The sequence below is a fragment of the Acinetobacter sp. LUNF3 genome (assembly GCF_022699605.1).
Lineage (GTDB): Bacteria > Pseudomonadota > Gammaproteobacteria > Pseudomonadales > Moraxellaceae > Acinetobacter > Acinetobacter johnsonii.
Genome location: NZ_CP093968.1, coordinates 2,869,836 through 2,886,799 on the forward strand (window position 1 = coordinate 2,869,836; position 16,964 = coordinate 2,886,799).

General features: G+C 42.7%; 21 protein-coding genes and 1 pseudogene. 2 read left to right on the forward strand and 20 right to left on the reverse strand.

From position 1 onward, the window contains the following. Positions 1-5: 5 nt before the first annotated feature. Entirely contained in the window at positions 6-425 is a 420-nt protein-coding gene (locus MN200_RS13985; RefSeq protein WP_242759680.1) for a hypothetical protein, read from the forward strand. A 422-nt stretch (positions 426-847) separates the two neighbouring features. Here the strand turns inward: MN200_RS13985 and MN200_RS13990 are convergent, their stop codons facing one another. From MN200_RS13990 to MN200_RS14010, 5 genes are all read right to left on the reverse strand, one after another. Beyond that, positions 848-3,130 carry a TRAP transporter large permease subunit gene (locus MN200_RS13990; RefSeq protein WP_242759682.1) on the reverse strand — a complete coding sequence of 761 codons (2,283 nt, stop codon included), beginning with the start codon at positions 3,128-3,130 and terminating at the stop codon, positions 848-850. 182 nt (positions 3,131-3,312) lie between these two features. Continuing rightward, entirely contained in the window at positions 3,313-3,885 is a 573-nt protein-coding gene (gene rrtA, locus MN200_RS13995) for a rhombosortase (RefSeq protein ID WP_242759684.1), read from the reverse strand. Between the two features lie 71 nt (positions 3,886-3,956). After that, the gene (locus MN200_RS14000) at positions 3,957-4,994 is read right to left on the reverse strand and encodes a hypothetical protein (RefSeq protein ID WP_242759686.1); all 1,038 of its coding nucleotides are present in this window, start codon (positions 4,992-4,994) and stop codon (positions 3,957-3,959) included. Between the two features lie 520 nt (positions 4,995-5,514). Further along, entirely contained in the window at positions 5,515-5,901 is a 387-nt protein-coding gene (locus tag MN200_RS14005) for a protein YgfX (protein WP_242759688.1), read from the reverse strand. A 5-nt stretch (positions 5,902-5,906) separates the two neighbouring features. Then, positions 5,907-6,164, reverse strand: a complete 258-nt coding sequence (locus MN200_RS14010) for a succinate dehydrogenase assembly factor 2 (protein WP_004977895.1) — start codon at positions 6,162-6,164, stop codon at positions 5,907-5,909. A 192-nt stretch (positions 6,165-6,356) separates the two neighbouring features. On the opposite strand from MN200_RS14010, the gene MN200_RS14015 reads away from it, so the two are divergent. Continuing rightward, a complete protein-coding gene (locus MN200_RS14015; protein ID WP_242759690.1) occupies positions 6,357-7,529 on the forward strand; it encodes an acyl-CoA dehydrogenase family protein in 1,173 nt (390 codons plus the stop codon). Positions 7,530-7,564: 35 nt separating this feature from the next. Here MN200_RS14015 and MN200_RS14020 read toward each other — a convergent pair whose 3' ends face one another. From MN200_RS14020 to rplR, 15 genes and pseudogenes are all read right to left on the reverse strand, one after another. Then, on the reverse strand, positions 7,565-8,248 hold the full coding sequence (locus MN200_RS14020) for an alpha/beta hydrolase (RefSeq protein WP_242759691.1): 684 nt from the start codon (positions 8,246-8,248) through the stop codon (positions 7,565-7,567). Between the two features lie 44 nt (positions 8,249-8,292). Further along, a pseudogene (locus MN200_RS14025) lies at positions 8,293-8,766 on the reverse strand (IS630 family transposase); the annotation flags it as partial. 17 nt (positions 8,767-8,783) lie between these two features. Then, the gene (locus MN200_RS14030; protein WP_242759693.1) at positions 8,784-9,131 is read right to left on the reverse strand and encodes an IS630 transposase-related protein; all 348 of its coding nucleotides are present in this window, start codon (positions 9,129-9,131) and stop codon (positions 8,784-8,786) included. Between the two features lie 251 nt (positions 9,132-9,382). Further along, positions 9,383-10,873 carry an NAD(P)-binding protein gene (locus MN200_RS14035; RefSeq protein ID WP_242759696.1) on the reverse strand — a complete coding sequence of 497 codons (1,491 nt, stop codon included), beginning with the start codon at positions 10,871-10,873 and terminating at the stop codon, positions 9,383-9,385. 195 nt (positions 10,874-11,068) lie between these two features. Next, on the reverse strand, positions 11,069-11,434 hold the full coding sequence (gene rplQ, locus MN200_RS14040; protein ID WP_004691290.1) for a 50S ribosomal protein L17: 366 nt from the start codon (positions 11,432-11,434) through the stop codon (positions 11,069-11,071). Positions 11,435-11,452: 18 nt separating this feature from the next. Continuing rightward, positions 11,453-12,460 (reverse strand): DNA-directed RNA polymerase subunit alpha, encoded by a 1,008-nt coding sequence (gene rpoA / locus MN200_RS14045; RefSeq protein WP_004691292.1) that lies wholly within the window; start codon positions 12,458-12,460, stop codon positions 11,453-11,455. A 16-nt stretch (positions 12,461-12,476) separates the two neighbouring features. Continuing rightward, positions 12,477-13,103 (reverse strand): 30S ribosomal protein S4, encoded by a 627-nt coding sequence (gene rpsD / locus MN200_RS14050; protein WP_004691294.1) that lies wholly within the window; start codon positions 13,101-13,103, stop codon positions 12,477-12,479. A 12-nt stretch (positions 13,104-13,115) separates the two neighbouring features. Next, positions 13,116-13,502 (reverse strand): 30S ribosomal protein S11, encoded by a 387-nt coding sequence (gene rpsK / locus MN200_RS14055; RefSeq protein ID WP_001040166.1) that lies wholly within the window; start codon positions 13,500-13,502, stop codon positions 13,116-13,118. Between the two features lie 19 nt (positions 13,503-13,521). Beyond that, positions 13,522-13,878, reverse strand: coding sequence for a 30S ribosomal protein S13 (gene rpsM, locus MN200_RS14060; RefSeq protein WP_004691296.1), 357 nt, complete (start codon positions 13,876-13,878; stop codon positions 13,522-13,524). 107 nt (positions 13,879-13,985) lie between these two features. Further along, positions 13,986-14,102, reverse strand: a complete 117-nt coding sequence (gene rpmJ, locus MN200_RS14065) for a 50S ribosomal protein L36 (protein WP_000867907.1) — start codon at positions 14,100-14,102, stop codon at positions 13,986-13,988. Positions 14,103-14,121: 19 nt separating this feature from the next. After that, positions 14,122-15,441, reverse strand: a complete 1,320-nt coding sequence (secY, locus tag MN200_RS14070) for a preprotein translocase subunit SecY (RefSeq protein ID WP_171054269.1) — start codon at positions 15,439-15,441, stop codon at positions 14,122-14,124. 45 nt (positions 15,442-15,486) lie between these two features. After that, the gene (gene rplO, locus MN200_RS14075) at positions 15,487-15,927 is read right to left on the reverse strand and encodes a 50S ribosomal protein L15 (protein WP_004691300.1); all 441 of its coding nucleotides are present in this window, start codon (positions 15,925-15,927) and stop codon (positions 15,487-15,489) included. A gap of 3 nt (positions 15,928-15,930) precedes the next feature. Further along, positions 15,931-16,107 (reverse strand): 50S ribosomal protein L30, encoded by a 177-nt coding sequence (gene rpmD / locus MN200_RS14080; RefSeq protein ID WP_004691302.1) that lies wholly within the window; start codon positions 16,105-16,107, stop codon positions 15,931-15,933. 6 nt (positions 16,108-16,113) lie between these two features. Next, positions 16,114-16,611 carry a 30S ribosomal protein S5 gene (gene rpsE / locus MN200_RS14085; protein WP_004691304.1) on the reverse strand — a complete coding sequence of 166 codons (498 nt, stop codon included), beginning with the start codon at positions 16,609-16,611 and terminating at the stop codon, positions 16,114-16,116. A gap of 2 nt (positions 16,612-16,613) precedes the next feature. Beyond that, entirely contained in the window at positions 16,614-16,964 is a 351-nt protein-coding gene (gene rplR / locus MN200_RS14090) for a 50S ribosomal protein L18 (RefSeq protein ID WP_058870349.1), read from the reverse strand.

Below are 16,964 nucleotides of genomic sequence, written 5' to 3' on the forward strand. Positions count from 1 at the left end.
GTCGAATGTCGTCCGTACAACACAACAACCCTAAATTACTCTGGGGTATTACAGCAGGTTTAGTCGCAATCATTGCGATTTTTGCACTTTATCAATGGTTGTTTACTGCACAAGAGCCTACAACACCGGTGCACCAAGCGGAGTTGATTCAACCGACCGTCAAAGCGCTTCCAGAAGCTGAAAAAGCAGCTTCGACCGCCATGGCTGACAACACCATTAAATTGGTCGAAGAAGAAATTTTAAAAGCCCCTGTCCCTGAAAATGCCTCACTTGCCAAAGAAGAAGTGGCGAAACTGGATGATATTCAAAGTCAGTTAAAGGAACAGGAAAAAAGCTTGCAAGCACAGCACAAAGATGCCGATGAACTGGTAAAACTCAAAGAAGAACAAATTAAACTGTTAGAAGCCCAATTGGCTGCTCGGTAAAATACGGTTGTTATTTTTAAAGACGTTAGCTTATCGACTGATACGCTAACGTCTTTTTTTGCCTGCTGATTCACCCACCTTTTCAATCAGCACTAAGCTATTACATAACTCATCATCTCTTTTGAACCACCTCCACTAATAAAGTCTCTAGTCGCTATACATCACAGCCCCTAGCTCATACCAAAGATATCTTTTAGAAGGACTTTATTTGTCTATTGGCTCTTACCATTGAGCTTAAGTACGGGCTGATTTTTTAAGATAGGATGCTTAACAATATCGTTGTACTTTGTTTTGATATCAGTGGCAATTTGAGTGGGTAAATCCTAAAAAAGAGCTATTTTCTTCAGAAGTATCTCCAATAACTCCAGACCATAAAAAAGCATCCGAAGATGCTTTTTTATGGTCTAACTCAAGTTCACATCTTAGTGATACCAGCCAAATAACTTAAAGAAGTATGGAACATAAGCAATGATCAGCATCGCTGGGAACAACACGATCAAGGGTAAAATCCAACGCTCATAACGATAATAGAAAGACAAATGACGCACTTCCTCATCGGCCTCATTCACCTCGGCATCACCAATGGATTGTCTTGCTAAAAGATGATTAAGGGCCACAGGTGGTGTCACATAGCCCAACTCAAAGCCAATCAAGGTGATCATCCAAAAATGGACAGGATGAATACCATATTGATAGGCCACAGGCGCAACCGTCGCAGAAATCAAGATCACGGCGCCAAACGGATCCATAATCATCCCAACAAAGACCATCAATCCCACAATCAGACTAATAACCAAGAACGTACTGCTAATATCGGTCGGGAAGAAACTCATCACCTCCGTACGTTCAAGCAATCCGCCCACGCTGACTGACAGTGCCATTAAAATGACCAAAGCACCAATGTGTCCAACGGTTTCACTGGTCGAGATATGCATCGACTTCCAAAAACCGACTTGGCGTAACACGTCCATGGAACTGGATTGAATCACCCCATGATTCACCACTTGTCCATCATCTGCAGCATTGCTATGTAGCCCTTCACGGTATTCCGCATGGGCAACTTGCGCACCCGCTAAAGCAGGCTCAGCATTTGAATTATAATTTGCGCTAAGCGTCTCATCCCAATGCCCCACAGCAGGCAAAGGCGCAGGCTGATGACGTAATTTATCAAACAACACGATCATCAATAAAATCACAGGCATCATCACGGGTGCAGTAAATTCATTTAGGTCAGTGTCTAATAAGAATTTATAGAACATCCACGTGAGGACAAAAATCACGATATAAGGTACAACCGCTAAGAAAGCACGCCCTGATTTCGGTACGGCCAAACTCGGTGCCGCAATGCGGAATTTACTCTCTGCAAAGAAGAGTGAAACCACTAAAAACAGTGTTGAGGTCAGTAAGAACGTGTAAACACCATATTGATAAAGTAAGTCCGTCGTGACTTCTTTATTTAAAGATGCCACCACCACAATCAATAAGCATGGACGCAAAACTACACCCAGCGAACCCGACATTGCCGTTGCAGCCAAAGCAAACTGACGACGTCCACCTGCATTCCAGACTTCTTTATAAATAATCGCCCCTGCTGCAATCACAAAGATCCCCGATGCACCCGTATATGCGGTCGGTAAAGCCGCAGCGATTAAAATCAACCAGGTGAGCGTTTCAGGCGCCAAATTCCATGGACGCAAAATATTTAAGAACAGGTCCACGACACGGGTTTGTTTCAACAACATACCCGCCCAAATAAATAGGGCTAAATTCAGGAAAATACTTGAGAACTCAACCAGCTGTCCCAAGTAAATCCCTTGCCCCATGGGGTAGTCCATGAAGAAGATAAACGCCACACCCGTAATCACCGCCATGTAGGCATACAGAGGCACACTCAGGAAAGCAAAGCCTAGACGCCCGCCAGCTTTGGCCTCTTTCGGTAGGCTAAACAGCTGCCACACACTTATCAAGGTAAGTACCGAAAACAGAATCATCCACAGCCAATAAATCAGCTGGGTTTCGCCATTCATTGGTACACCCGAGTCTTTGACTGAGTTAAATTGGCTAATGCTCGAGTAAGTTAATAAACCATTACCCAGTGTCATCAGTAGGCTATAAACACGATAATCCAGCTTGGTTGCAGGGCCACGCAAACCAATATGATGGATTTTTAAGGTCGCGCTAATCGCAGCTAAAACCACCATAAAAATTAATAGAATGGCGCGATTTTCTGTTCCGAATTTAAAAATACCGAAAAAAGTGGTTTCAAAATTACGATAGGCTCGAATACTTGGATGTGCCTCCATATGTTGCATGGCTTTATCATAAAACTGATACTTTTCTTCACACTGCTGCACACCCGCCAAAATGGATGCACGCACATCAGCTTCCGAAGCCGTACCAAAGAAGTCAGCGAACTCATCGGCAGCGTTGGCTTGCATTTGGGTTTTGACCATAGCATCCACATTCGGCTGACGATTACACTCTGGCTTGGCTGGCTCTGCCCTTAAAAAAGAATACTGCATACCTGTGGCTGGATCGCCATATAAGCGCTCACCCATACGCAGCAACTGGCCATGGATCATTTCACCTGTACCAATTAATAGCGTAAGTAACAGTAAAATCAGAATGAAAAAAGTAGAAATCCACTCGGTCCATATATACTTCAGCAGATCGAGTCCGGATCTGCGCTGTCCATGATTCTGCATGTTGTTTCCTATTTTTATTACCGTTCTGTCCAGCGCAATACACCGTAGAACCTGTCGTTTTAGTCGGCTCGAGCTTGTCCTTTCTCTCTGCCTTTAGATTTTTGTTTTGTTTATCTTTGCATCAAATTTATATTTTTGAATATGACAATCTGGATTTTCTTTTTAGAATTTAGGTCAATACTTTATTCATCAAATAGATTCACCCCGATTAAATACACAGCTGCAATCACAATTCCCCAGATCACGCCCAACAAATGTGCTTCGACCAAAACTGGACTCCCGATCAGTTCAGCCGTAGCACTCTCGCCAAAGGTATTTTCCCAAATCAATTTGCCTAAAATAAGAAACAACACCAAACTCGCAAACATCCGTTCTTTACGGTATAGCAAATGGACAATGGCTATGGCAGTGAACATTCCATGCAGCACACCTGACAGCCCTGCATAAGCTTCAATATCCGCCAGAAAATAATAAAAACTCAGACTAATCAGCGGCGGTAAAATCAGCAAGAAGGCCACAAAATGCCAGACACGGGCCCGTGGAAAAATAAAAGGCAAACACATAAAAGCCAGCATATTGAGTGCAAAATGAATCCATCCCACATGTACCCAATGCGCGGTCCACAAGCGCCAAATTTCAGGAAAAATATCCACTCGCCAATAAATAAATTGATCTTTAAAAATCTGTAGGCATGCCGAGATCGACACGACAAACGCAATCAAAATGATTTTTCGATTCAGAAATTGATCATGCATCACATGTCCTTATCGTGTTGCTCATTTATTTATTGTTATTTTTTCTGCGCTTCGGCTCAGTTTAAAATTGGTTAACTTTCACTAAACAACTCATCTAGCTCAGAACGGTCTTCTTTTTCATCCCAGAAATGCGCCATACCACCATCCCCAGTTCGTGTCCCGGTATGTTCAGTCCAATAACGATCCGAAATCCCCTGAACCATACTCGAGGCCATACTATCAATCAGTTTAAATTGTGGATTACTCTGTTTTTCATCGCTATAAGAGGCCGCATAACTTTTCAATGCATCACGAATCTTGGCATCGTCACCACTGGCTTGAGCCGCTATAGCATACATTGCATGAGATAAACGAACCCCTTTTTGCTCCCCAATTTGCATCGATTGTTTCAAGGTCAGATATGGATCAGGTTTACCTTCACCCGCACCTGGCAATAAGGTCCAAATCACCGCACGTGTTGCATTCGGCGCACCCCAAAACTTTTCATTGTCTAGACATACCATCCCACGTTCAACAATAGCCGCAATGTCTTTAGGAACATTGACTGCACCGCCTGAGTTAATATCATTGGTCATGGCTTGTAACCCACTCAACATCCCCAGCATATATACAGTTTGATCCAAATCACTGTTCATTTTTGGGCAGCCTTCGCCCAATGGTTTCTTATATTTCTTTTCCCAGCGGTTTTGAAAAAGTTGATAACCTGTATATTGCCGTTGTGCTGCAGTCGCCGCCCAACGCTTTTGTTCAATTCGAGCATCCTGTGCTTCAGAAACATTGCCTGCTTTCGAGGCACGCAAATAGCGTAACTCTGCCTCAAGCGCCTGATTCTCCGCACAAATACCTGATGCTGAATACAGTAAAACTGCCACACGCGTTGGATCTGCCCCCATGTCTTTGGTCGACATAATCGCTGGAGTCAAAGCATTGCCTGAGTTACACACCATCTCAGCGTCTTCCATGGCTAAAATAGGCGGTACTATATGTTTTTCACTAAACCCGAGCGCAACATTGGCGCCTGTTTTAACCACTTGTGAACAACCCGAAAATAATAAACTTGTAAGCGCTACAACAGCCACACCTTGGCCTATTTTTTGGACTTGCGACATTTTCCTGTCCTCTATTTGTATAATTGTATGTGTCCATGCTGACAAACATAGCAGAAGCATTTTCCGAAGAAAAGAGTATTTACTCTAAATCAGACCGCTACTCTGCCATGAAATAAAAAGCGGAAAATTGACTAAAATGACGCCTCAACTTTTTTTTAGGCAAAAAAAAGTAGCATAGCGACGGTTCGGCACATGCTACTTATCAACTGGGAAGCCTAGCTAGGCTTTGTTTGGTGCAAATCGTTCCTTCAGCACAGTTCCTAATCGTCCGATAACAATCGCTAACACAATTGCTACCACTAGAAACATCCAAGTTGGGATCATCATACGATTTTCCTTGTTTGCTGTTGGTGATTTGAATGTACATTTTAAGATCAAAAAACTGCAGGAAAGTTGTCTGACAATCCAAAAAAGTACATCAGTTTCTTCAGATATGTCAGACAAAGTAAGACTTTTTATATTTATACTTATTATTTTTCAATTACTTAATTAAATTTCGTGAATTGAAATTGTCTAACAATTATTGCATTTTAGTGAGTATTTTCAGGGCTTTCCATTGCGTGATGGGCAACTGATCACACCAAACTAACATCGGTTTTGCTCTAAAGTTTTGAAAATAAATCACAATATAAGCACGATGATCCACAATATGGCTGATTTGTACTCGTTGCACATTGGTTTGTTTCTGAAGTGACAAAGACCAATCACGGCCGTCTAAATGCTGAAGCTGCAAATGTTGCGGCCCACGTAGAAAAAACAAATACAGCACAAAGCCAGCAACCAAAGCGATCAGCCACAGTCCTAAAGGAAGTAGCTGATACAAGACCAGCATCAGAACGGCATAAATCGACAACTGAAACACATAAGCCAAACGACTGGGTTTAAGTTGAAAATGACGATGTTCCATTGCACTTATCCGTGTACATAATGCTTTAATTTTTGAATCAAGGTTTTCATTTCAGGGCGTGGCGGCTCAGAGACTTCCATAAACCAATCCAGCAAATCTGGATCTTCCTGTTCAACCAAGGCCGCAAACATGGCCTTTTCCGCAGGATCCGCCTGAAGATAATAATTTTTCACATAAGGGTCAAAGTACACATCAATTTCTTTTAAACCACGACGTGCACGGTAGATTACTTTACGTTCCTCTAGGCTCATTTCTTCAGTCATTACATTCCCCAAATTAATTGAAACGGCTTAGTTTAACCGATCACACCGCCCTCGCCACTAGTTAAATGTCGTAATTTTAACAACTGGCAAAACTCATCAAAAAATCAAATAGATTTGAGCATTCAGTCCATTGTCGCATGTCCTGCTTTTCACTAATCTCTTAGCAAAATAACAACATCAGGATGAGCTTCCATGCAATCAGGCGCAATTCGCCCGTTACACAATATGCTGCCGCGTAACTTATTTAATGCTGAACATGAGGCATTTCGAGAAACTGTTCGAAAGTTTTACGCCAAAGAAGTCGTTCCGAATATTGAAAAATATGAACAACAACAACATGTCGATCGTGAACTATGGAATAAAGCAGGTGCCATGGGACTACTGTGTGCCACTATGCCTGAGGCTTATGGTGGCTCGGGTGTAGACCGCTTGTACAGTATGATTTTGATTGAGGAACAAGCCTATGCCATGGATTCCTCGACAGGGTTTTCACTACACTCTGACATTGTCGCGAACTATATCAATAACTTTGGTAGTGAAGCACAAAAACACTATTGGTTAACGCGGATGGCTTCGGGTGAAACCGTAACAGCAATTGCTATGACTGAACCTGGCACAGGCTCAGACTTGCAAGCGGTACGAACAACAGCTGTTTTAGACGGGGATGACTATATTATCAATGGCTCCAAAATCTTCATTACCAATGGCTATCTCTGCGATATGGCGATTGTGGTCTGCAAGACAGGCGACAGCGAAAAAGGTTCAGCCAATCTCTCATTAATCATCGTTGAAGCTGATCGTGCAGGTTTCAGTAAAGGTAAACCGCTCAATAAAATTGGAATGAAAGGGCAAGACACCTGCGAATTATTTTTTGATCATGTACGCGTGCCCAAAGAAAATCTGCTGGGTATGGAAGGCATGGGCTTTATGATGCTGATGAAAGAACTGGCTTGGGAGCGCATGTTGGTGGCCATTATCTGTCAAGCGGGTGCAGAAGCAGCTCTGGCGCATACCGTTCAGTACACCAAAGAGCGTAAAGCCTTTGGAAAAACGATTTCAAGCTTTCAAAATACCCGTTTTAAACTGGCAGAGTTACGTACAGAAATTGATTTTTGCCGCGCTTACCTCGACCGTTGTATGGAATTACAGCTCGAAGATAATTTGGGGATTGATGCGGCGGCAGCAGCGAAATACAAAATTTCCGAAATGTTTTCTAAAGTTGTGGATGAATGTCTACAACTGCATGGCGGTTATGGCTATATGCTAGAATACCCGATTGCACGAGCTTATCTAGATAATCGAGCCAATCGCATTTATGCAGGAACCAATGAAATTATGAAAGAATTAATTTCCCGTTCACTCTAAGATCAAAAAGCCCCTCTTTGGATGGGCTTTTACTTTTAACAATATGCTTGATGAAACTCCGCAATCAAAGCAACCACCAATTCTGGCTGCTCTTTATGTGGCATATGGTGTAGACCTTCTAAAATATGCAGTTCAGCCTGTCCAGACACCCCTTCAAAAATCTGCTGGGGTTGTGCCGTACTGCCGTATTCATCCAGTTCACCATGAATAACCAACGTTGGACAACACACACCATCAATCACTCTGGCCAAATTCCAATCTTGAAAAATGGGCGATAGCCATGTTTCAGTCCATGCATCAAGTACCCACTGCGCCTTTTCAGGGTGATATTTCTCCAAACGTTCCATTTGTCCCGCTTGTTGAAAGCCAACTTTCGCTTCACTTATCCCCTTTAGTGTCAGTGCTTCAACCGCATACTGTGCAGAGATTGAAATTAATCCTTGGCAACGCTCTGGATACGCCGCAGCAATCGCAACAGACATCCCCCCGCCCACGCTATGCCCTAGGATGATAAAGTTCTGTATCGAAAAATAATCCAATACAGCTTTAAAGGTTTGTTCTGCTTCAGTGATGACAAAACTATGTGCCAAGGGCTGCGTACTCGGATCGGATAAACCAAAACCTAAACGATCATAGGCATAAACCACCCGCGCGGTCGCTTGTGCCAGTTGAGCAGGAAAATCCCGCCACAAAGCCACACAACCTAATGAATCGTGCATTAAAATAATCGGAGCTAATGCATGATCTACTATAGTCAAACCGCTTAATTACCCATACACTCGTTAAAGAAACGACTAAAAAGCTTATCTATTGAGTTAACCAACCATTTTTTCCTTTTTGCTTTCACCCATGCCCACATTTTTTCAATAGGATTAAGGTCAGGACTATAAGGTGGTAACCAAAGTATTTGATGCCCATGTTGGCTTAATAGATCTTGTATATCTGGTCGTTTATGGAAGGCTGCATTGTCCATGACAATTACACTATTCGAGGGTAGTTCTGGTAATAAAAACTGATCTACCCAAAAATAAAATACATCCGAATTTACTTTGCTATCAAATAAACCCACTGCAAATAACTTACCCTCATGGATTGCTCCTATTGCATTGGTTTGATTTTTTAATTGCCAATTATATGTTCCATAACAAGGAGTTCCCTGTTTTGAATAACCATGAGGTCTATGTTCATGAGATTTAAATCCACTTTCATCAAGATAGATGATCGGGTGTTGATACCTTAATCGGTTTAAATCTTTTAAATACTGCTCTCTGAGTTCTGTTTTTGCTTTCGGGTGCCGTAAGGTCTTTTTTTAACTGTAATATTTAGACGCTTGAGCGCATCTCCAATTGTAGAAGTAGCACAACCAAAACGAGCAGCGCGTTCATATTGATAATCATCGGGATATTGCTCAACATCTGCACGTAAGACATCATCATCAACTTTAGATGGTTTTCTTGGTCGAGTTCTTTTTATTTCGATTCGCTTTTTCCATTCGACAATTGTATTTTTATTAATTTCGAAGTGCTGAGCAACCGCTCGGATAGATTGACCTTCTTCAAGCTTGGCTAATATTTTCTTTCTAAAATGTATTGGATAACTCATATCGGTATTGTATTGGTTTTTTGGCGTGCGGACTATACATCAGTGTGCCATTTTTTGGCATGAATCATATTTGATGCAAATGGGACTTGGTAACTTTGTTCTAAGATATTCAAAATATTCCCTATTCATTATCTTTTAAGTTTTTAAAATCATCCAACAGTCCTACAGCTTAAGAAAGTAAAAACAGAACACCCTAAAGTCATTTCCATAAAAAAAGGAGCGTTACGCTCCTTTTAAATCAACTACTCAGCCTAAGACACCAGTTTAGGCTTCTGGTCCAATGTTGTATTACGTTTAGCAAATTTCAGTACTCCATCCTCAAAAGAAGCACTTTTCAATGTCTTCCGATCCGCAAGATAATTATTGCTAACTTTCCATGGCGCATGTTTACCCTGTTTTGGCATCACATTGGCAGCACGTGCAATATAACCCGAACTTAAACTGCCCATGACCGTATCATCCATCAGCTCTGTCGCATCCCCTTGCGGGATCACTTCAGCCCACTGCTTTTGATCCATATAGTTGAGTAAGCGGCAAATATATTCAGCTGCAATATCCACTTTCAAGGTCCATGACGCATTAATATAGCCAATAATCATCGCCATATTCGGTACATCACTCACCATCACGCCCTGATACAACATATGTTTAGAGGTATCTAACGGTTTGCCATCAATGGTTGCTTGAATACCACCCAAGATTTGAATTTCTAGACCAGTGGCTAAGACGACAATATCGGCCTCTAAATACTTACCAGACTTTAATTGGAGACCCGTTTCAGTAAAGCGCTCAATCTGATCTGTCTCAACACTGGCTTGGCCTGAACGAAGAATTTTAAATAAATCACCGTCTGGCACCACACATAATCGTTGATCCCAAGGATTATATTCTGGGGTGAAGTGCTTCATGTCCACTTTACCTTTGAGCTGCATCTTAATCGACTGTAGCAGGAGTCGACGTAGCAACTTCGGTTGTTTCTGCGCGAGTGCATAAATCCCGCGTTGCATCCCAATATTACGCGCACGAGTCAGTTTATAAGCCACATCTTCAGGCAATACTTTACGCATTTTGTCATATACAAAATCGATCGATGGTACCGAAGCAATATAGGTTGGAGAGCGTTGTAACATGGTGACATGCGCCGCCCCACCTTTGGCCATTGCTGGCACCAGCGTGATCGCTGTCGCACCACTGCCAATAATGACGACTTTTTTACCTGTATAATCTAATTTTTCAGGCCAAAACTGTGGATTTACAAACTCGCCTTTAAATACTTCTTTATTTGGAAAATCAGGTTGGTAGCCTTGGTCGTAGTTATAATAGCCTGTACAGCCAAACACAAAATTTGCAATCCAGTTTTCTTTTTTGCCTTTTGCATTCTCAATCACTATCTGCCACTTTTTCTGAGCAGAATCATAATTGGCGCTGAGTACGCGATGCTTAAAATGAATTTTTTCTTTGAGTTTCTGTTCATCAATGACTTCCGCCAAATAGCCCTTAATTGAAGAACCATCTGCCAAAACGCTGGCTTGTTGCCACGGTTTAAAATTAAAACCAAAGGTCGACATATCTGAATCAGAACGAATACCTGGGTATTTAAACAAATCCCATGTTCCACCAAAGCTGTCACGACGTTCAATAATTTCAAACGAACGTTGTGGACAATGCTTGGTTAAATGTGCCGCAAGGCCAATGCCTGAAATACCAGCACCTACAATGAGCAGATCTACGTGCTTATCCATGTTGTTTTTATCCTGTCTTATATTCTGTTCTTATTAAACCATAAAACTGACAATACACAATGTCAAGTTTAAGCAGATCTTTCGTAAAATATGTCACTACAGGCCAAAAGACAAAGATTGTCGAACAAAAACCCATAAAAAAAGACCAGTGAAACACTGGTCTTTTTCTAAGAACAACTGAATAGTTCTACGAAATTATTTAACTTCGCGATCTACTAGTTCAACGTAAGCCATCGGCGCAGCATCACCTGCACGGAAGCCCGCTTTAAGAACACGTAGATAACCGCCGTTACGTTCTTTGTAACGAGGGCCAAGAACGGTAAATAATTTACCAACAGTTGCTGCTGAACGAGTACGAGCAAACGCTAAGCGACGGTTTGCAACAGTATCGTTTTTAGCTAAAGTGATTAAAGGCTCAGCTACACGACGTAACTCTTTTGCTTTAGGTACAGTTGTTTTGATCAACTCGTGCTCAAACAAAGAGTTAGCCATGTTTTGAAACATCGCTTTACGATGGCTGCTTGTACGGCCTAATTTCACACCACTATTACGATGACGCATGGTGATAGTCCTACTTAATTAACGGCTACGATAGGCGAAACGATCGTCCATACGGAGACTAGCTGGTGGCCAGTTCTCTAAACGCATGCCGAGTTGTAAGCCTTTTGAAGCCAGAACATCTTTGATCTCAGTAAGCGATTTTTTACCAAGGTTAGGAGTTTTGAGTAACTCAACCTCAGTGCGCTGTACAAGATCACCAATGTAGTAAATGTTTTCTGCTTTCAAACAGTTAGCAGAACGAACAGTAAGCTCTAGATCATCTACTGGACGAAGCAAAATCGGATCAACTTCTTCACGAGGTTCTTGAGCAACAGGAGCTTGATCTTTCTGAAGGTCAACAAAAATTGCAATTTGTTGTTGCAAGATTGTTGCCGCTTTGCGGATCGCTTCTTCAGGATCAACTGTACCGTTGGTCTCAAGATCAATGACCAATTTATCAAGGTCTGTACGTTGTTCTACACGAGCGTTTTCCACTGTGTAAGACACACGTTTGATTGGGCTATAAGAAGCATCTAACTGTAAGCGACCTACAGGGCGAGTTTCGCCTTCTGGGAAACGCGAGTCAGAAGTTTCATAACCACGACCTTGAGAAACTTTCAAGCGCATTTTTAATGAGCCTGAAGCACTTAAAGTACCGATCAAATGTTCAGGGTTAACCACTTCAACATTATGAGGTAAACGAAGGTCAGCGGCAGTTACGTCGCCAGGACCTTGTTTCTCTAATGTCAAATAAGCTTCATTTTGATCGAACAGCTTAATAGACAATCCTTTTAGGTTCAGCAAGAGCTCGACGATGTCCTGCTGCAAGCCTTCCAAAGTACTGTACTCGTGCTCGACACCTTCAATCTCAACTTCAACCACAGCAGCGCCAGGTAAAGAAGAAAGAAGGATGCGACGTAAAGCATTGCCCAGAGTATGACCAAAGCCACGCTCTAAGGGTTCTAGAATAACTTTTGCCGAGGTCCCGCTAACCGCTTCGACCTTGATCGCTTGCGGAGTTAGAAACTCATTTGCAGTACGCGTCATATTGCTACCTCAAGGATTATTTAGAATACAATTCTACAATCAAGCTTTCGTTGATTTCAGCAGGTAAATCTGAACGATCTGGTGCAGCTTTAAACGTACCTTCCAACTTAGAATGGTCAATTTCCATCCAAGAAGGAATACCACGTTGTGCAGCTAATTCAACTGCGTTTTTGATACGCAATTGTTGTTTAGCACCTTCATGCACAGCAATTACATCACCAGCTTTAACTTGGATAGACGCGATGTTAACACGACGGCCATTCAAAGTGATCGAGCGGTGAGATACAAGCTGACGAGCTTCTGCACGTGTAGAACCAAAACCCATGCGATAAACGACGTTATCAAGACGGCTTTCAAGCAGTTTCAACAAGTTTTCACCAGTTGCGCCTTTCACACGAGCAGCTTCTTTATAGTAATTACTAAATTGACGCTCTAAAACACCGTACATACGACGTACTTTTTGTTTTTCACGTAATTGTAGTGAGTACTCAGATTGTTTGCCACCACGCGCTCCGCCATGTTGGCCAGGAGCTTTAGCAGCTTTTTTAGTTTTGACGTCAAATGGTTTAACGCCAGATTTTAATTGCAGGTCTGTCCCTTCGCGGCGAGAGAGTTTGCATTTTGGACCAATATAACGAGCCATGAATGTTTCTCCTTACACGCGACGTTTTTTAGGTGGACGGCAACCGTTGTGCGGGATTGGCGTCACATCGGTAATGCTGTTAATTTTATAACCCACTGCACCTAAAGCACGAACCGCAGATTCACGACCAGGACCAGGACCTTTTACAAGGACGTCCAAGTTTTTCAAACCGTAGTCTAAAGCAGCTTTACCAGCAACTTCAGCAGCTACCTGAGCAGCAAACGGAGTTGATTTACGTGATCCACGGAAGCCTTGTCCACCAGAGGTAGCCCAAGCCAGTGCATTACCTTGACGATCGGTAATAGTCACAATGGTGTTATTAAAAGAAGCGTGAATGTGTGCAACACCTTCAGAGACGGTACGAGTGACCTTCTTGCGTGTGCGAGTATCTTTAGCCATCTTTTAGCTTCCAGAAATCTTATTTCTTAATAGGTTTGCGCGGACCTTTACGGGTACGTGCGTTAGTTTTGGTGCGTTGTCCACGGACAGGCAAGCTGCGACGATGACGAAGACCGCGGTAGCAGCCTAAATCCATTAAACGTTTAATGTTCATGGAAATTTCGCGACGTAAATCACCTTCGGTCGGAACCTTAGCAACTTCTGCACGAATCGCATCAAGCTGAGCGTCATCTAATTCACGGATCTTTGTAGTCGGCGCGATACCAACAGCAGCTAAAATATTTTTAGCAGTGTGGCGACCTACACCAAAGATGTACGTTAGAGAGATAACAGCATGCTTGTTATCCGGAATGTTTACACCGGCAATACGAGCCATTCAATTTTCTCCAAAAAGGCAGTTAAGACAATCAACCGCCCCACAAAAATCTTGAGGGGCGGATAATAACCTAATTAGCCTACTGAAATCAACAGGTCTTGATCAGATTAACCTTGACGCTGCTTATGACGAGGTTCTGCGCTACAAATTACGCGAATAACCCCATTACGACGGATAACTTTACAGCTACCACAAATTTTCTTTACAGAAGCTTGTACTTTCATGATGAAACCTCAAGTGCGCTTATCCCTTAGGATGAGCAGTCGTTTTTCTCATTAACGTTTGATTATCGTATTGATGCGAGGTGAGATGTGCTTGCAGCTGAGCCATAAAGTCCATCACTACCACCACAACAATAAGCAAAGAGGTACCACCTAAAGAGAATGGAATACCAAATGAGCTTTGTAAAATCATCGGCATTAAGCAAATGATGGTGATATAAATCGCGCCAATAAATGTCAAACGGTTAAGAATATGATCTAAGTAACGAGCAGTTTGCTCACCTGGACGAATACCAGGTACATAAGCCCCGCTGCGTTTCAAGTTTTCCGATACTTCTTTCGGGCTAAATACAAGCGCTGTATAAAAGTAACAGAAAAAGATAATTAACGCACCAAAGAGCACCAAATACAACGGCTGACCAGGCGAAAGCACCAATGCCAAATCTTGCAAACTACGTTTGATAATACCCGCATTCGGATCTGCACTACCCACCCATTGACCTAAGCTCGCAGGGAACAAAAGCAATGAACTTGCGAAAATCGCTGGGATCACACCCGCCATATTAATTTTTAATGGCAAATGCGACTGTTGTGCAGTAAATACACGACGTCCTTGTTGTTTTTGAGCATAGTTTACTGGAATACGACGTTGCGCTTTCTCAATAAACACAATTGCAGCTAATACAGCCAGCGACAACACGCCAAAAATTACCAAGCCGATTAGACTGGTTTGACCATTATCTACTGATGATATTGATTGCAGAATTAAATTCGGCAAACCTGCAACGATACCGGCGAAGATGATCATGGAAATACCATTACCCACCCCACGCTCGGTAATTTGCTCACCTAACCACATCAAGAACATTGTACCTGCAACCAAAGAGGTTACAGCTGGTACGTAGAAAGCCAGACCTGCAGTTAAGGTAATCCCTTGACTGATCAGACCAGCACACATCCCAATTGCCTGCACGAGTGCAAGGAACAATGTACCCTGTCGCGTATATTGATTAATCTTACGCTTGCCTTGTTCGCCTTCTTTCTTTAAAGCTTCCAGCGAAGGAATAACAGTAGACATTAACTGCACGATAATCGATGCAGAAATGTACGGCATAATCCCAAGAGCAAGAATGGACATACGCTCTAATGCACCACCTGAAAACATGTTAAACAAACCAAGGATCGTGCCTTGGTTTGCATTAAAAAGATTTTCAAGTGCGGCATTATTAATGCCTGGTACTGGAATATGTGCTCCTAGTCGAAAAACCAATAATGCACCGATGAGAAACATCATGCGGCGAATAATTTCACGGTATTTCACATGAAATGGCTGGCCTTTCATCATATTGACATGACCTGAAGAACTAGGAGACATAGACACTAGCGATTACTCCTCGACTTTACCGCCAGCAGCTTCAACAGCAGCTTTAGCGCCTTTAGTCACAGCAACACCTTGAACAGTGAATGCACGAGTAATTTCACCAGAAAGTACGATACGAGCACGTAACATATCTTTACGTACAACGTTTGCAGCTTTTAAAGTTTCTAGGCTAACGATGTCGCCTTCCACTTTAGTAAGCTCAGATAAACGTACTTCAGCAGTTTTCAAAGCGATTTGGCTAGTGAAACCGAATTTAGGTAAACGACGATATAACGCTGTTTGACCACCTTCAAAGCCTGGACGAGTACCACCGCTCTTACGTGAATTCTGACCTTTGACACCACGGCCACCAGTCTTACCAACGCCAGAACCGATACCACGGCCTAGACGACGATTTTCACGTTTTGCACCTTCAGCAGGTGCAAGCTCATTTAAACGCAGAGTCATGGCTTATTCCTCTACACTAACCATATAGTAGACTTGGTTGATCATACCACGGTTAGAAGGCGTATCTTGCACTTCTACAGTATGACCAATACGACGCAGACCTAAACCTTGTAGGCTAAGCTTGTGATTTTTCAAGCGATGCGCAGAAGATTTAGTCTGGGTAACTTTAATCGTTTTCATGATTGATTACCCTTGAATTTGTTCTACTGTAAGACCACGTTTCGCAGCAACCTTCTCAGGAGAAGTCATATCACGCAGACCGTTAAAAGTCGCGTTTACTACGTTTGCAGCGTTAGTAGAACCATAACATTTTGTTAATACGTTACGTACGCCTACAGCTTCTAGAACTGCACGCATAGCACCACCAGCGATTACACCAGTACCTTCAGAAGCAGGCTGCATGTAAACACGGCTTGCACCGTGACGCGCGTTAATAGGGTGCTGTACAGTACCGTTAACAAGGTCAACAGTAATCATGTTGCGACGAGCAGCTTCAAGTGCTTTAGAAATAGCAGCTGGAACTTCACGTGCTTTACCACGACCAAAACCTACACGACCATTACCATCACCAACCACAGTCAATGCTGTGAAAGAGAAGATACGACCACCCTTAACAACTTTGGCTACACGATCAACGGCAACCAGCTTTTCAACAAGACCTTCGTTTTGTTCAACTTTAGCCATGATTAGAACTCCAAGCCGTTTTCACGAGCAGCATCAGCCAAGGCTTTGATACGACCATGATATTTGAAACCAGAACGGTCAAATGCAACTTTAGTAATACCAGCTGCTTTAGCGCGTTCTGCGATTAAAGCACCTACTTTAGTAGCTGCTTCAACGTTACCAGTTGTGCCAGCACGTAAAGTAGCATCTAAAGTTGAAGCTTGCGCTAAAACTTTGCCACCATCTGCTGAAATAACTTGAGCGTAGATGTGACGCGGAGTGCGGTTTACACACAAACGAGTCGCACCCAACGCACGGATGTGCAAGCGTGTGCTTTTCGCACGACGCAAACGGGATTGTTTCTTTTCGTTCAT

Bases quoted from the DNA above. Each gene is read 5' to 3' on its own strand.
- MN200_RS14015 (WP_242759690.1), top strand. From the start codon at position 6,357: ATGCAATCAGGCGCAATTCGCCCGTTACACAATATGCTGCCGCGTAAC.
- MN200_RS14005 (WP_242759688.1), bottom strand. From the start codon at position 5,901: ATGGAACATCGTCATTTTCAACTTAAACCCAGTCGTTTGGCTTATGTG.
- rpmD (WP_004691302.1), bottom strand. From the start codon at position 16,107: ATGAAAACGATTAAAGTTACCCAGACTAAATCTTCTGCGCATCGCTTG.
- MN200_RS14020 (WP_242759691.1), bottom strand. From the start codon at position 8,248: ATGCACGATTCATTAGGTTGTGTGGCTTTGTGGCGGGATTTTCCTGCT.
- MN200_RS14010 (WP_004977895.1), bottom strand. From the start codon at position 6,164: ATGACTGAAGAAATGAGCCTAGAGGAACGTAAAGTAATCTACCGTGCA.
- MN200_RS14035 (WP_242759696.1), bottom strand. From the start codon at position 10,873: ATGGATAAGCACGTAGATCTGCTCATTGTAGGTGCTGGTATTTCAGGC.
- MN200_RS13990 (WP_242759682.1), bottom strand. From the start codon at position 3,130: ATGCAGAATCATGGACAGCGCAGATCCGGACTCGATCTGCTGAAGTAT.
- MN200_RS14000 (WP_242759686.1), bottom strand. From the start codon at position 4,994: ATGTCGCAAGTCCAAAAAATAGGCCAAGGTGTGGCTGTTGTAGCGCTT.
- rpoA (WP_004691292.1), bottom strand. From the start codon at position 12,460: ATGACGCGTACTGCAAATGAGTTTCTAACTCCGCAAGCGATCAAGGTC.
- rpsK (WP_001040166.1), bottom strand. From the start codon at position 13,502: ATGGCTAAAGATACTCGCACACGCAAGAAGGTCACTCGTACCGTCTCT.
- rrtA (WP_242759684.1), bottom strand. From the start codon at position 3,885: ATGCATGATCAATTTCTGAATCGAAAAATCATTTTGATTGCGTTTGTC.
- secY (WP_171054269.1), bottom strand. From the start codon at position 15,441: ATGAAAGGCCAGCCATTTCATGTGAAATACCGTGAAATTATTCGCCGC.
- rpsM (WP_004691296.1), bottom strand. From the start codon at position 13,878: ATGGCTCGTATTGCCGGTGTAAACATTCCGGATAACAAGCATGCTGTT.
- rplR (WP_058870349.1), bottom strand. From the start codon at position 16,964: ATGAACGAAAAGAAACAATCCCGTTTGCGTCGTGCGAAAAGCACACGC.
- rplO (WP_004691300.1), bottom strand. From the start codon at position 15,927: ATGACTCTGCGTTTAAATGAGCTTGCACCTGCTGAAGGTGCAAAACGT.
- rplQ (WP_004691290.1), bottom strand. From the start codon at position 11,434: ATGCGTCATCGTAATAGTGGTGTGAAATTAGGCCGTACAAGCAGCCAT.
- rpsD (WP_004691294.1), bottom strand. From the start codon at position 13,103: ATGGCTCGTTATATTGGTCCAAAATGCAAACTCTCTCGCCGCGAAGGG.
- MN200_RS13985 (WP_242759680.1), top strand. From the start codon at position 6: ATGTCGTCCGTACAACACAACAACCCTAAATTACTCTGGGGTATTACA.
- MN200_RS14030 (WP_242759693.1), bottom strand. From the start codon at position 9,131: ATGAGTTATCCAATACATTTTAGAAAGAAAATATTAGCCAAGCTTGAA.
- rpsE (WP_004691304.1), bottom strand. From the start codon at position 16,611: ATGGCTAAAGTTGAACAAAACGAAGGTCTTGTTGAAAAGCTGGTTGCC.
- rpmJ (WP_000867907.1), bottom strand. From the start codon at position 14,102: ATGAAAGTACAAGCTTCTGTAAAGAAAATTTGTGGTAGCTGTAAAGTT.